16 protein-coding genes are annotated in these 13955 nt (G+C 70.4%); 3 read left to right on the forward strand and 13 right to left on the reverse strand.

What is annotated here, in order from left to right:
• Positions 1-212: 212 nt before the first annotated feature.
• Complete coding sequence (locus Q0833_RS13770; RefSeq protein ID WP_298435873.1) at positions 213-578, reverse strand: hypothetical protein; 366 nt, start codon at positions 576-578, stop codon at positions 213-215.
• A gap of 97 nt (positions 579-675) precedes the next feature.
• Positions 676-1443, reverse strand: coding sequence for a precorrin-4 C(11)-methyltransferase (cobM, locus tag Q0833_RS13775; RefSeq protein WP_298435876.1), 768 nt, complete (start codon positions 1441-1443; stop codon positions 676-678).
• A 17-nt stretch (positions 1444-1460) separates the two neighbouring features.
• Here cobM and Q0833_RS13780 point away from each other — a divergent pair, with 17 nt between their 5' ends.
• Complete coding sequence (locus tag Q0833_RS13780; protein ID WP_298435879.1) at positions 1461-1901, forward strand: SgcJ/EcaC family oxidoreductase; 441 nt, start codon at positions 1461-1463, stop codon at positions 1899-1901.
• Between the two features lie 5 nt (positions 1902-1906).
• On the opposite strand, the gene cobJ is transcribed toward Q0833_RS13780, so the two are convergent.
• The 10 genes from cobJ to Q0833_RS13830 form a co-directional block, all read right to left on the reverse strand.
• Positions 1907-3700: a precorrin-3B C(17)-methyltransferase gene (gene cobJ, locus Q0833_RS13785; RefSeq protein ID WP_298436883.1), complete on the reverse strand. Its 1794-nt coding sequence runs from the start codon at positions 3698-3700 to the stop codon at positions 1907-1909.
• Complete coding sequence (gene cobI, locus Q0833_RS13790; RefSeq protein WP_298435881.1) at positions 3697-4410, reverse strand: precorrin-2 C(20)-methyltransferase; 714 nt, start codon at positions 4408-4410, stop codon at positions 3697-3699. The genes cobJ and cobI overlap by 4 nt, the downstream gene beginning before the upstream one ends.
• A complete protein-coding gene (gene cbiE / locus Q0833_RS13795; protein ID WP_298435883.1) occupies positions 4407-5612 on the reverse strand; it encodes a precorrin-6y C5,15-methyltransferase (decarboxylating) subunit CbiE in 1206 nt (401 codons plus the stop codon). The genes cobI and cbiE overlap by 4 nt, the downstream gene beginning before the upstream one ends.
• A 120-nt stretch (positions 5613-5732) precedes the next feature.
• Positions 5733-6365, reverse strand: a complete 633-nt coding sequence (locus Q0833_RS13800; RefSeq protein ID WP_298435885.1) for a precorrin-8X methylmutase — start codon at positions 6363-6365, stop codon at positions 5733-5735.
• Positions 6366-6437: 72 nt separating this feature from the next.
• Positions 6438-7637, reverse strand: a complete 1200-nt coding sequence (locus Q0833_RS13805; RefSeq protein ID WP_298435887.1) for a sirohydrochlorin chelatase — start codon at positions 7635-7637, stop codon at positions 6438-6440.
• The gene (locus Q0833_RS13810; RefSeq protein WP_298435890.1) at positions 7634-7846 is read right to left on the reverse strand and encodes a DUF6732 family protein; all 213 of its coding nucleotides are present in this window, start codon (positions 7844-7846) and stop codon (positions 7634-7636) included. Before Q0833_RS13810 ends, Q0833_RS13805 begins: the two co-directional genes overlap by 4 nt.
• A gap of 207 nt (positions 7847-8053) precedes the next feature.
• Complete coding sequence (locus Q0833_RS13815) at positions 8054-8839, reverse strand: DUF3750 domain-containing protein (RefSeq protein WP_298435892.1); 786 nt, start codon at positions 8837-8839, stop codon at positions 8054-8056.
• A 95-nt stretch (positions 8840-8934) separates the two neighbouring features.
• On the reverse strand, positions 8935-9318 hold the full coding sequence (locus Q0833_RS13820; protein ID WP_298435895.1) for an HIT domain-containing protein: 384 nt from the start codon (positions 9316-9318) through the stop codon (positions 8935-8937).
• Positions 9319-9372: 54 nt separating this feature from the next.
• Positions 9373-10050: a hypothetical protein gene (locus Q0833_RS13825; protein ID WP_298435898.1), complete on the reverse strand. Its 678-nt coding sequence runs from the start codon at positions 10048-10050 to the stop codon at positions 9373-9375.
• Positions 10047-11624: a DUF5928 domain-containing protein gene (locus Q0833_RS13830; protein WP_298435901.1), complete on the reverse strand. Its 1578-nt coding sequence runs from the start codon at positions 11622-11624 to the stop codon at positions 10047-10049. The genes Q0833_RS13825 and Q0833_RS13830 overlap by 4 nt, the downstream gene beginning before the upstream one ends.
• 116 nt (positions 11625-11740) lie before the next feature.
• On the opposite strand from Q0833_RS13830, the gene Q0833_RS13835 reads away from it, so the two are divergent.
• Together Q0833_RS13835 and Q0833_RS13840 are read left to right on the forward strand one after the other, a co-directional pair.
• Positions 11741-12559, forward strand: a complete 819-nt coding sequence (locus tag Q0833_RS13835; RefSeq protein WP_298435902.1) for a sulfotransferase family protein — start codon at positions 11741-11743, stop codon at positions 12557-12559.
• Between the two features lie 35 nt (positions 12560-12594).
• Positions 12595-12849, forward strand: coding sequence for an N-(5'-phosphoribosyl)anthranilate isomerase (locus tag Q0833_RS13840; protein WP_298435904.1), 255 nt, complete (start codon positions 12595-12597; stop codon positions 12847-12849).
• A gap of 49 nt (positions 12850-12898) precedes the next feature.
• Here the strand turns inward: Q0833_RS13840 and Q0833_RS13845 are convergent, their stop codons facing one another.
• A complete protein-coding gene (locus Q0833_RS13845; protein ID WP_298435907.1) occupies positions 12899-13885 on the reverse strand; it encodes a D-glycerate dehydrogenase in 987 nt (328 codons plus the stop codon).
• Between the last annotated feature and the right edge of the window lie 70 nt (positions 13886-13955).

Consider the following 13955-nt stretch of genomic DNA (forward strand, 5'->3'; position numbering starts at 1 on the left):
ACCGGGATGGTGCCGCCATGTCGGAGCGGGGCCATGGACGTGCAGAACCGAGAAGAATCGCGATCGGCGCACTTCGCAGGTCAGGGACACGCCTGCCCGGCCGAGTGGTTGCCATTCCCATGACGCGAGGCGGATGCGTTAGCGATACTTGAGGGCGCCCATATCGACCGGAGGATCCGAGGATCGATCCCCGATTCCGAGGGCATGCGGCCTCAGCGGACGGTGATCAAACCTGCCGGCGCCTCGCCATCGCGTTCGTAGTCGAGGGGCGCGGTCTGACGGGCGGCGGTCACGCGCTTGAACTCGTAGCGCATGGCGTCGCCGTTGGGGTCGCCGGCGACGATCAGCGCGCTGCGAACGACGCGCGGGCCGTCGTGGATTTCAACCAGGCCGCGCAGCTTGGGCGCGGCGTCGAGACCCACCTCGAAGCCGGTATCGTCGCAGGATCGGATCGGATACCAGTCGTCGCCGACCTGAACGCGCAGGCGGCCGCCGGTCGCGCGCTGGTGACGCGCGCGGGCGGCGATCAGACCGTCCCGCACCTCTTTGGGCAGGTGGTAGAAATCAGGCTGCGACATGCGATCTTCCCCCGTCTCGTGCGTCGGCCACGGCCGATTCCCCGCGGCAGACTAGCATATCCTGCAGGGCAAACGTGAAAATCGCGTGAAGGTTGCATCAGCCCCGGGCGCGGGGTCGCAAGACGTGCGGAATGGCCGGATCGTAGAGGGCGGAATCCTTGAAGTCCGAAACCTCGCCCAGCACCGGACCGACCATGACCAGTGCCGTGCGCGTGATCTTCTCGGCGCGCACCTTGGCATGGATGTCCGCCAGCGTGCCGCGGATGAAGGTCTGGTCTGGCCAGCCGACGCGGTAGGCGATCACGACCGGGCAATCGGGCCCGTAATGCGGCGCCAGAACACGCTCGATCTCGCGCAGGGCACGAATGCCGAGGTGGATCGCCAGGGTCGCCCCGGTGCGGGCGAAATTCTCCAGCGTCTCGCGCGGCGGCATGGACGTGGACTTCATGCTGACCCGCGTCAGCACGATCGACTGCGCCAGTTCGGGCACCGTCAACTCTTGGCCCAGGGCGGCGGCGGCGGCGGCGTAGGCGGGCACGCCGGGGCAAATGTCGTAGGCGATGCCGTCGCGCCGCAGGAGGCGGATCTGCTCGGCGATGGCGCCGTAAAGGCTCGGGTCGCCGGAATGGACGCGGGCGACGTCCTCGCCGCGCGCGTGGGCGGCCACGATCTCGGCATGGGTCTCGGCCAGCGTCATCGGGGCCGTGTCGAGGATGCGCGCGCCAGCGGGCGCCTCGGCCACGACCGCCTCGGGCACCAGCGACCCGGCATAGAGACAGACGGGGCATTCGCGGATCAGGCGCTGCGCCTTCAGCGTCAGAAGCTCCGGGTCGCCCGGCCCTGCGCCTATGAAATGGACGATCATGCCGCTAGCCTTCCGTGATGGTGCCTGCCCCAGACGATTTCGTGCCCGCCTTCGTCGCCGCCTGGATGGCGCGCGACGGCGCGGGGCTCGCCGCGCTCTTCGCCGAGGACGCGGATTTCGTGAACGTGGTGGGCATCTGGTGGGAGGACCGCGCCGCCATCGCGCGCGCCCATGCCTACGCGCTGGAGAGCTTCTTCGCCGAGACGCGCCTGGCCCCCGGCCGGATCAAGATCCGCGAGATGGGGGACGTGGCGGTGATCCATGCGCGCATGTCCTTGAGCGGCCAGCGGATGCCGAATGGCGGGCGCGCCCGGGCGCGGACCACGATCCTGAGCTTCGTGCTCGCGCTGCGTGCGGACGGCTGGACCTGCGTGTCGGCGCAGAACACGGATGTCGTGCCGGGTGCGGAGACGCAGCTTGCAGCGGGCGGGACGCTTACGCCCCAAGACTATCGCTGAGCGCGTCACGACGCGGCCCCGGCAAGGTCGCCGCCCGACATCTTCCGGGCATAGCCGCGGGGCGTGAACATCCGCATCCCGTCGCCGGTGCGCACCAGACGCGTGTTCGACGAGCCGACCAGCACGACGGTCAGCATGTCGACCTCGTCCACCTCGAGCGCGTCGAGGCGACGGTAGCGCAGCGTCTCCTCGGGCCGGCCCAGCGACGAGGCCAGGAGGACCGGCGTATCGGCGGGGCGATGCGCGAGAAGGATGTCCCGCGCTTCGGCCAGAAGGGTGCGGCGGCGCTTGGAGACAGGGTTGTAGAAGGCGATGACGAAATCGCCCTCGGCCGCGGCGTGCAGGCGGCGGACGATATCCTCGCGCGGGGTCAGCAGGTCCGAGAGCGAGATGGCGCAGAAATCGTGGCCCAAAGGTGCGCCCGCGCGGGCGGCGGCGGCCTGCAGCGCGCTGACGCCGGGGGTGCAGACCACCTCGACGCGGCGGGCGGCATCCGTGACGGCGCTGTCATCGGTCCGCGCCATCAACTCGAACACCAGCGCGCCCATCGCGTAGATGCCAGCGTCGCCCGAGCAGATCAGCGCCACGTTCCGCCCCTCGCCCGCGCGCTCCAGCGCGTGGCGGCAGCGGGCCTCCTCTCCGCCCAGCGGGAAGTCGGCGCGGGGCTTGCCGGCGGCCAGCGGCCCGAGAAGGTCGATATAGAGCCCGTAGCCGATCAGCTCCTCGGCCTCCTGCACCAAGCGGCTGGCCTCGGGCGTGCGCCAGGCCGACTGGCCGGGCCCGATGGAGACGATGGAGACGCGGCCGCGGGGGCGGCCGGGCGGGCTGGTGATCGGGTCGGCCGCGCGGGCGAGCGCAGCGGTGGTATTCGCGGTCTTGCGCTTGGACTGGACCAGTGTGCCGCCGCTCGCCGCGAGGGCCGACGCCTCGGCGACGGAGGGCGTGCCGACCTCGGCGCGCACCACGTCCGACGGGTTGGGCACGTCGATCGCGGCCAGCTCAGCCGAGGTGAAGGCGCGCAAGGGCACGTCGAGACGGGCGGCGAGCGCATTCATGGCCGGCTCGTCAAGCTTGAGGTCGAGGGTATTGACCGATGCCACGGCACCCGGCGCCACGCCCGCCGCGTCGAGGACGGCCGAGACGTTCTCCCAAAGCTCCTCGGGGTCCGCGTCGCGGGCGCAACCGACACCGAGCGCGTGGCGCTGCGGATGGTAAACGAGCGTTGCCGGGCCGCCCGCCATTGGGGCCTCGGTCACCGCGATCTCGACGGCATCGCCCTCGGGCAGGTCGAAGAGCGCCTCGCCGGTGGTCCGCGCGCCGCCGCCCCAGAGGAGTGCGGCCATGACGGGCTTTGCGTCCTCGGGGTTGGCGAGGCGGTGGCCCGACGGCGGCTCGTCGAGTGCCACCCCGAGGGCGACGTCGCCCGCCGTGGTGACCGCCGCCGCTCCGCCCAGCGCCTCGGCGATGCGGCGGGCCAAGCGGTTGGCGCCGCGATGCCCCCCGAGCAGCGGTACGACCACGCGGCCATCGTCGGAGACGGAGATCACGGGCGGCTCGGTCGTCTTGTCGGCCAGAAGCGGGGCCACGGCGCGGATCAGGATGCCGGAAGCGCAAACCCCGATGACGGCGTGCCCCGCGGCGAACAGGTCGCGGGCATGGACCAGCGCATCCGGAAAGGTGATCTCGGCCTGCGTGCGTCCCTCCCGGCCGTGAAGGGGGCAGTCGAGGGCGGCAGCGACGGCGCGGGCCGTGGCCTCACCCGCGGCACTGAGGGCGAGGACGATAGGCGGGGCGGTCAGGGCGACGGCGTGAGCCACGGATCGGCTCCTTTCGCGATCAGGATCATGGAAAAATAAGGCGCGGCCTCGGGGGCGTCGGCGAGGGGCATCACCCGCTCGGCGCCCAGCGTGGCGCGTTCGACATAGGTCGCCGACGCCAGGAGGCCCTCGGCTTCCAGAAGTGCGCGCAAGCGCGGCAGATGACGACCGACCTTCATGCAGACCACCGTATCGGCGGCGCGGAGGTGAGCCCGGAGCGCGCCGTCGGGCAGCGGGCCGGGCAGCACCGTCATCACCTCGTTGCGGGCGGCGAGCGGAAGGGCGGCGGCGGCGGCGCAGGCAGTGACGGAGGTGACGCCGGGCACGATCTCGACCCGGTGCGCGTCCCGCAGCCGCGCGAAGAGATACATGAAGGATCCGTAGAAGAACGGATCGCCCTCGCACAGGCAGACGACGTCGGTTCCCGCGTCGAGCGCCGCCGCAATCTCGGCGGCGGCGGTGTCATAGGCGGCCTGCGCGGGGGCGCGGTCGGTGGTCATCGGCACGTCGATGCGGATCTCGCGCGCATCCTCGGGGATCAGGTCGGCGGCGATCGCCCGCGCGAGGCTGTCGCCGCCCGCGAGGCTCGGATAGGCGACCACCGCCGCGCCTTCGATAAGCCGCGCGGCCCGGCGGGTGATGAGGTCCGGATCGCCGGGCCCGAGACCCACGCCATAGAGCGTGCCCGTCATCGCTTCACGAGGCTCAGTTGCGTGACCGGCATGGCGGGGCGCCAGCCGCGATAGCCGCCCACGGGCTCGGCCCGGTCGACCGCGATCCGGACGAGGTCGCCGCCATGCCGCGCGTGGAGCGCCGCGAGGATCGCCTCGGATTCCAGCGTCACCGCGTTGGCCACCAGCCGCCCCAGCGGGCGCAGTGCGGCGAAGGCGGCGTCGAAGGTCGCCTCGGACAGGCCGCCGCCGATGAACACGGCATCCGGCGCGGGCAGGCCGTGCAACGCGTCAGGCACCGTGCCCTCGCGCAGGTCGAGGCGCGGCGTGCCCAGCGCCAGCGCGTTCTCGGCGGCCATGGCGCGGCGGTCGGCGCGTGGCTCGATCCCGATGGCACGCGCCGAGCGGGCGGCGCGCATCCACTCGATGCCGACCGAGCCCGAGCCCGAGCCGATATCCCAGAGAAGCGCGCCGCGCATCGGCATCAGCTTGGCCAGCGTGGCGGCCCGGACCTCGCGCTTGGTCATCGTGCCGTCTGAGCGAAAGAGGTCGTCGGCCAGCCCCGGCACGCGCGGCAGAAGCGCCGCGTCGGGCGCCGCGCGGCAGTCCACGGCGAGGGTGTTGAAGGCGGGCACCTCGTGGTCCCAGCCCGCGGCGATGCCGTCGAACCGCGCCTCATCCGTACCGCCCATATTGGCCAGCACGGTCATGGGGCTGTCGCCGAAGCCGCGCGCGGTCAGGAAGGCCGCGATCCGGGCGGGGGTGTCGGCGCCGGTGGTCAGGATCAGCAGCCGCGCATCGGGCTGGATGAAGGCGATCATCTGCTCGACCGGGCGGCCATGGACGGTCAGCGTCTCCAGATCCGCCATCGACCAGCCCATCCGCGCGGCTGCAAGCTGGAAGGCGCTGAGCTGGGGGTGATAGGCGATCTGGCCCGGCGGGATCGCGCGGCCGATCCGGGCGCCGACGCTGAACCAGAGCGGGTCGCCGGTGGCGAGGACGACGACGCGCTGCCCCCGGAACGACAAGAGCGTCTCGACCAGCGCATCGAACGGGCTGGGCCACGCCACGCGGGTGGCCGAGACGGCGGCGGAAAGGTCGTGATGACGGTCGCCGCCGACGAGGATCTCGGCCGTCTCGACCACGGTGCGCGCGGCGGGGGTCAGACCGTCGAGGCCGTCCTCGCCGATGCCGACGATATGGAGCCAGGGGGCGTCAGGCACGGGACAGTCCGGCGCTGGCACCGATGGGGGCGCTGCCCCCGCCTTCGGCTCCCCCGAGGTATTTCCGGCCAGAGGACGGGGCGGGCGACATGGTTATTGGGTGGTTATCGGCCGATCCGGTCACTGGATACCCCCCGCCGCGAGGATGCCCAGCGCGTTGACCGCCGCCGACGCCATGGCCGAGCCACCGCGGCGGCCGCGCAGGGTGAGGAACGGCGTGCCGCGGGGGCGTTCGGCCAGTTCGGCCTTGGACTCGGCGGCACCGACGAAGCCCACGGGAAAGGCGAGGATGGCGGCCGGGCGCGGCGCGCCCTCGTCGAGCCGTTCGAGGAGCCGGAAGAGCGCGGTGGGTGCATTGCCGATGGCCACGACCGCGCCCCCGGTGTCCCAGAGGTCGACGGCGGCGGCCGATCGCGTTGTGGCGCTCTCGGCGGCCATGTCGGGCACGCGGGGATCGTTCAGAGTGCAGCGGATCTCGGTGCCCTCGGGCAGGAGGCGGCGCGTGATCCCCGAGGCGACCATCTCGCAATCGGCATAGACGGGCGCACCGGCGCGGATCGCCGCGATGCCGGAGGCCGCGACATCGGGCGCATAGGCCAGCCGGTCGGCGACCTCGATCATGCCGCAGGCGTGGATGACGCGCACGGCCAGCTCGGCCACGTCGGCCGGAAAGCGGTCGAGATTGGCCTCGTGCCGGACGGTGGCGAAGGAGGCGGCGTAGATCGCCTTCGGGTCGCGCTCGTAGGGCCTCACGTTTTGGCCGCGAGCAATTTGGCGCGGTCCGCCCCGCAGGTCAGGGACGACGACATGGCGAGGGTGGTCATATCAGGTCTTCACCGTCCGGCGCGCGGATTCGGGTCCGTGCGGATGGTGGGCGTGCGGATATTCGGGATGGGCGTGATCGTGGTGATGATGGTCGTGATCGCCGTGGTGATGGTGGTGGTGATGCTGCGCCTGGGCCTCCAGCCGGCACATCCCGGTGCAGAACGTGTCGCAAAGCGCGCAATCCGCGACGTTGGAGCCGGGGGCCGAGGCGCCCTGCCCCTCGACATGGTGGTGGTGGCTTTCCTGGACCGCGCCGACCTCGGCCTCGAAGCCCAGGACGGCGGTGCGGTACTTGCAGAGCACGCAGGTCGGCGGCGGCGTGTCGGCGAAGGCCGGGTGATTGCGGTCCTCGGCGCGGATGTGGACGTGGCGGCCCCCTTCAAGCGCAAGCACCTGCTCGCGATAGGCGCAGATGCCGCAATTGGGCGGCGGGTTGGCGCCCGTCTGTTCCAGCACGCGCTCGGCGAAGGTGGCGAGGACCTGCGGATGGTCGCCGAGATAGCCCGCCTTGACGAAGGCGGTGCCGGGATGGGCGGCGGCGACCCGGTCGGTGAAGCCGTAGATCCGGTCGATCAGGATGCCGGAGAAGAGGAAGTAGGGGAAGACGACGATGCGCTTGTAGCCCAGCTTGGCGGCATGGGTCAGGCAGGGCTCGACCAGCGGGAAGGTGACGCCGGAATAGCCGATCTCGAGCCAGCCCATGCCGAGCCCCTCGTGCAGCATCCGGGCGATCTTGGCGACGTTGCCGTTGGCATCGGGATCCGAGGCGCCGCGGCCGACCACGACGAGGCATGTATCGTGCCGTGCGACCACGCCGTCCGCGGCATCGGCGGCGGACAGCGCCGCCTCGATCCGGGCGGCGGCGGCGGCGATCATCTTGGGGTCCACGCCCAGCTCGCGGCCGTAGCGGATGTCGATGCCATGGGTCGCGGCATAGGCGTTGAGCACCGTGGGGATGTCGTTCTTGGCGTGCATCGCCGCGAAGAGCATGCCCGGCACGGCGAGGATGCGGTCGCAGCCCTTCGCGCGCAGCCGGTCGAGCCCATCGCGGATCACGGGGTTGGCGAATTCCAGATAGCCGTAATCGACATGCCAGTCGGCGGGCAGATGCGCGGGCAGCTGCTCGGCCAGGGTGGCGAACTCGTCAACGGCGGATTGCGAGCGGCTGCCATGGCCGCAGATCATGACGCCCGTGGTCATGCGGGCTGCTCCTCGGGGGTGTCCTCGTCCTCGGCTTCGGTCTCGGGCGTGTCCTTGCCGCCTTTGAGCCATCCGACCAGTCCCGCCAGCGCAATCGCGCCGAGGCCCGCGCCGAGCACCCAGTGGTCGTGACCGGCCAGTTCGCCGATATGGCCGGGATGGGCGGCGGCCGAGGCCGTGGTCAGGAAGAAGGCGAGAACTGCGCGCATCGGGACCTCGTGCGAATGGCCCCCGGATGCCGGGTCGAAGACGATGCCGCCCCCGGCCCCCGATCTGGGTCGGCACGGGATCGCGGCCACCTGTCCGGCCCCCGGGGCGTTGGGGGCGTCGTCGGCGTCAGGGGTATCGGCGGCGGCTTCGGGGCGCAATGCGATTCCCGGCAAGGCGCGGCCCGTTGGCGACCTCGCGCGCCGGCCTCAGCCGGGTGCCGCGACGGCGGCGTCGGCGATCGGCGGCACGCCCAGCCGGCCGATCCCCGGCAGCTTCAGTGCGGGACGACGGAGGTCGAGCCCGACGGCCTGGCCCAGCAGGTGCAGCTCGATCCCCGCGCGCGGCCCGAGCGCCAGCCCGGCAAGACCATTCCACGACACGTGCAGGTCGCCGCCCGCGTCGCGCACCGCCTGCCAGCCCGGTCCGAGGTAGTCGCGACCGACGGCGTGGGGCGGCAGCGTGACGCCGAGGTCGGGCACCGCGCGGAGGAGATGGGCCACGAAGGTGTTCGAGTTCGGCCCCGGCCAGATGACGTATGCGTTGCGGCCCGCGAACGGGTAGTCCGCGATGGCCCGCTCGAGCGCGGGGATCGCTGCGGCGGCGTCGGCACCGTCGAGCGCGCCGACGACATAGGGTGCGTTCGAGTACCAGCGCGCGTCGGGGGCGTAGGCGTCGCGGCGCACGGGTGCGCCCCAGCCGACCACGTCGTGTCGCGTCCAGCGCGCATCGCCCGCGCGCTTGTGGACGATCCAGCTATGGACCGAGAGCGCGCCCTTCGGCCCACCGGTGCGCGCCGACAGCACGCGGATCGCGGCGCCGGGGACGGTCGTGGCGGGCGGCAGCACGCCGGACGGCCCCCAATCGGCGTCGCGCCATGAGCCGGGGCGATCCTGCACTGCCCACCAGAGCCCCGCGATCGCGGCGGGCAGCACGAAGGCCAGCGCGAAGCCGAGCAGGCTCCAGCGGAGCGCCATGGCGACGAATGCGATCATGCGGGGGTATCCGGGGGGCGTGGCACGGCATCAAGATGGGACCGCGACGCCGCGACCGAAAGGGGGCGCCGCGCGGCGTGCCGTCGCGGCAGGCGTCAATCGGCGCGGGCGAGCATTCGACCCAGCGGACGACCGCCGATCAGGTGCTGGTGGAAATGCGGCACCTCCTGCACAGCGTGCTCGCCGGCGTTCGAGATAGCACGGAACCCCGCCCCGTCGGCACCCGGCGCCACGCCCTTCTCGGCGCAGATGCGCGCGCAGGTGCGGTGGAAGTCCACGATCTCGGCATCCGAGGCATTGGCGTGGAAATCCGCGTAATCGATATAGGCGCCCTTCGGGATGACAAGGACATGGACCGGCGCCTGCGGGGTGATGTCGGCGAAGGCCAGGGTGTGATCGGTCTCGGCGACGGTCGAATTGGGGATCTCGCCGCGCAGGATGCGGGCGAAGACGTTCTGATCGTCATAGGTCTGGGGCATGGGCGGTCTCCTTTGGACGAAGGCTAGCGCGGCGGCGGGTCGGGGGAAACGGCGTCACGCGGAGACGAGGACGCGCAGCGCGCCGAGCGGCGCGAACCCGGCGGCGCGGGCATGGTCGAGATCGGCATCCCGCTCATAGCCGACCACCGGCAGGTCGGGGGCGATTGCCCCGGCGGCGCGGGCGGCCCCGGCCCAGGTCGACGACGCGGCGGGCCCGAAGACGTTGGAGAGGCCGACACAGTCGGGCGAGCGGTTGACGAGGCATCCGGCGACGATCCGGTCGCCTTCCAACCGCGCCATGACGGCGAGGTCCGGGTGCGACAGGGCGGTCGCCGGCAGGTCGGGACCGCCCGATTCCGTCCAGCGGGCGAGCGTCGCGACATCGGTGACGCGATGCCAAGGGTCCGACGCGGCGCGGGGCGGGGGATGCGCGATCCATTGCGCCTCGAAGAGCGGGCGCAGGCCGCAGGCCGCAGCGTCCAGCCGCGCGAAGCTGTCCTTGACCGCGATGCAGCCGAAGCGCGTGCGCAGCGCCGCGATGCCGGGCGCGGGATCGGCCCCCGGATCGGTCGTCACGAGATGGGCGAAGAGCGGCGGCGGCGCGGCCTCGGCCACGAAGGCGCCGGGCGTCCGGGTGAAGGCACGGCCATGACAGGCGAAGATCGCCGCATGAAGGTCGGCATTGTTGCGCGCGGCCATCGCGGCGTCGGGGATGCGCGCCGCGGCGGTCAATCGTCGAAGAGATGCGGCGTGCGGGCCAACGCCTCGGCGGTGTCGCGGTCGGTGCCGAATACCGTCTCGAGCACGGTGGCCATCTCGGCCTCTGGGGTGCCTTCCACGAGGCGGTGGATGTCCGGCAGGTCCGCCTCGCGGATGCGGGTGATCTCGGTGACGAAATCCTGAGCCACGGTCGGCATCAGGCGTTCGATCGTGGCATCGGGCGTCTGGTCCCCCAGAAGGCCGATCCGCTGGGCGTGGCCGCGCAGGTAGCCCTCGTCATAGGCGCAGTCGACCAGCAGCGTGCGGATCGTCGTGCGGTCGGCATAGAACTCCTCCAGCAGCTCGAAATCGGCAGGATCGAGGCAGATCGCGAGACGGTCCGTCTCCATCTGGCGGAACAGCATCCGCAGCATTGCGCGCCGGTGTCGGTGACGCTTGGCGAGGTTCGTCTCGATGCCGCCGAGATCGGGCATCGGGCTGTCATCCTCGTTGAAGATGTAGTCGAGCGCGGGGATGACCTGATGCTGGCGCAGGCTCTCCGCCAAGCGCTTTGCCACGTGGTATTTCTTGCACACCAGCACGATGAGCTCGCGGTCGCGGCCAAGCGAGCTCTCGCGCTCCCAGAAGCGGGGGGCGAAGCGGCGGCCGACACGACCGCGCTGGGTCAGGAACTGGAACAGGCGGCGACCATCGCCCGCGATCGGGAAGGCTGTTCGCCCCGAGGTCCAGAGGCTCTCCAGCCGCTCCTTCAGCTCCTCGGCCTCGGGCGAGATCTTCCGCGCGAAGAGGAAGTCCTGGCTGAGCAGCAGGTCGTAATGGTCGTCGTAGAAGGTCGCGGGCATCCCGTAATCGGTGAACATCAGGAAGGTCAGCGTGCGGCTTTCGATCTCGGCGCGCGGCACGAGGTGACGCACGAGGGTCTGGAAGAACGTCTCGTCGGGGATCCAGGTCGTGGCGAAGAACCGCATCACGGCGCGGTTCTTCCGGCAGAAGGCCAGGATGCGCTCGATCGTGCCGCGGCGCAGGCACCACCATTGCGAGCCGATCATCATGTCGATCCCCTCGGGGATCGCGCGATCGAGCTTGAGCGCCTTCTGCGCGGCCAGCATCGCGTAGAAGGCGCGCTTGTTGGTCCGTTCGTTGACATAGTGGCGATAGATCAGCCGCTCCTCCTTCATGCCGGTCTTGATCCAGCCGGAGGTGAAGTAGTCGAAGCTCTCGATATAGTCGGCGTCGCGGGCGTCGAGCATCGCGCGGGCATGTTCGGCCGACTTGATGGGGCGGCAGTCGCCCGAGAGCATGTAAAGATGCGTGGCGCGCGGGAAGGCGTCGATGGCGGTTTCGATCGTGGCCAGCGTCGCGCGCACCAGCGACCATTCCCCCCAGCCGCATTTGATCCGCTTGCGCACCAGGGCCACGTTCGGATTGTCGCGCAGCCCCGCCTCGATCGCGGCATAGGCCTGGCCGGGCGAACGGGCATCGAAATGGATCGCGACGTAATCGCCTGCCTTCGTCAGACCCTCGGCCTGCCGGATGACGGCTTCGGGATCCTTGTGACAGAGCAGGATGAACGCGATCTTCGCCATTGAGCCAATCTTAATCCAAATTCGGTCACATCGGCATCGCAATACCGTCGCGGGGGCGTTGAAGAAACCGGACAATGCGGCTTTGATGCCGAGGATTTGACAGGGGACGTGTGAAGATGGGGTTTCCGGGCACCTGGATGACCGAAAGCGAGAGCGTCGTGTACCGCGTCGTGCCGAAATGCGCCTGCTCGTCGATCGGGCAGATCATGTTCTATTCCGACCATGGCCGCTTCTTCGACGGCGATATCCATGACAGCACCGCCGGCCTGCACAAATGGGCGCAGGAGGAGAGCCAGCCGCTGATCGCCGCGAACGCCAAGGCGCACAAATCCTATGCGTTCACCTGCGTGCGGAACCCCTACACCCGCATCCTGTCGTCCTTCTTCGACAAGATCGCCGGCATCCAGCGCAACGGAAAGCGCTACCGCGGCAAGCTGGTGCCGCAGCTTGCGGCGAAATACGGGGTTGAGGTCGGCTCGCCCGAGGACGATTTCCAGTTCGACCAGATCGCGTCCTTCCGCCGGTTCCTTCTGTTCGCGCGCGACACGATCCGGTTCCGCCGCCCGATGGATCCCGACATCCACTGGTCGGCAATGGCGGGCCATGTCGGCACCTTCGTGGCCAATGGCGGGCGCTACGACCACATCGTCTTCACCGAGACGTTCAACGAGGGGATGCAGACGGTGCTCGATCATATCGAGACACCCGTGCCCGTCGATCTGGCCGAAGTGCCCCGCTTCAACGAGAGCGAGGGCCACGGACCCAAGCGCGCGCACCCGGTCGAGGATTATTTCGACGACCTGTCGATGCATCTCGTCTGGGAGATCTACCACCGCGACTTCAAGCTCTTCCGCTACGACTTCGAGAACCCGGGCAACAAGATGCCGCTGGGCGAGGTCGATCTCGACGAGGTGCACGCGAAGCTTGGGGATTAGCAAATCCTAAGGGGGAGGTGCGGCAGCGTAGCGGCATGATTCAGCACCCCCTGTCTCCCCGTCGTATCCCGAGTTCGGTGGTCGAGCCCGAAATCTGGCTGCGACATCTGTTCTCGGCCAAGGCCGCCATCGACGGCGGGGTGGTTCGCCGCAAGGTGCGCGATGTGGAGCGCATCGTCGGGCGCCACGCCTTCGAGTCGGAGGTGCTGCGCCGCGGCTTCCGGGCCGTCCGGAACGGCGGACAGTATGTGATCTTCTGCAACCGCGACGAGATGCGGCTGATCGAGTGACCGCATCCTTGCAAGGATGCGGACAGGGTCTTGCAAGACCCTGATCCCCTCACAGCATCGACGGCACCACGAGGTCCGGGGGTCGGTGACCGTCGGCGAAGGTCTGCATGTTGACCAGCACGCGGTCGCCCATCTCCAGCCGCGCCTCTCGCGTGGCCGACGCCATGTGGGGCATCAGGACGACGCTCGGCAATTCGCGCAGGCGGGGGTTCACGCCCTGCCCCCGCTCGTAGACGTCGAGCCCCGCGCCCGCCAACTCGCCCGCGCGCAGCATCCGGGTCAGGGCGTTCTCGTCGATGACCTCGCCGCGCGAGGTGTTCACGACGACCGCCGAAGGGCGCAGCAGCTTGAGGCGGCGCGCGCCCAGAAGGTGGAAGGTCGACGGCGTGTGCGGGCAGTTGACCGAGACGACATCGGCCAGCGTCAGCATCCGGTCGAGACTGTCATGATAGGTCGCCTCGAGCGGCCCTTCGAGCCCGTCATGCAGGCGACGGCGGTTGTGGTAATGGACCTCCATCCCGAAGGCGCGGGCGCGGCGGGCCACCGCCTGCCCGATCCGGCCCATCCCGAGGATACCCAGGACCTTGCCCCGAAGCCGCGAGCCCAGCAGCGCCTCGGGCGCCCAGCCGGCCCAGTCGCCGGCCTGCATCCGCGCCATGCCCTCGGGCATCCGACGCATCACGGCCAGCAACAGGGCCATGGTCATGTCCGCGGTATCCTCGGTCAGCACACCCGGCGTGTTCGACACGAGGATGCCGCGCTGACGAGCGGTGGCGACGTCGATGTGATCGACCCCGGCGCCGTAATTCGCGATCAGCTTCAGCCGGTCGCCCGCCCCGGCCAGAAGCGGGGCGTCGACGGTATCGGTCAGGCTGGTCACGAGGATGTCGGCCCCCTGCATCGCCTGCGCGAGCGCGTCGCGCGACATCACGTCGTCGCTGTCGGTCAACGTCGTGTCGAACAGCTCCGACAGCCGGGCCTCGACCGGGGCGGGCAGGCGTCGCGTCACGACAACACTCAGGCGCTTCGTTGGCATCGGGGGGCGGTCTCCGCTTTGGTCCGGGCGGGCATGATGGCATGGTGTCCCCCACGCGCAAGGGGCGGTC

Origin of the sequence: uncultured Jannaschia sp., assembly GCF_947503795.1 — a bacterium.
Taxonomy (GTDB): domain Bacteria; phylum Pseudomonadota; class Alphaproteobacteria; order Rhodobacterales; family Rhodobacteraceae; genus Jannaschia.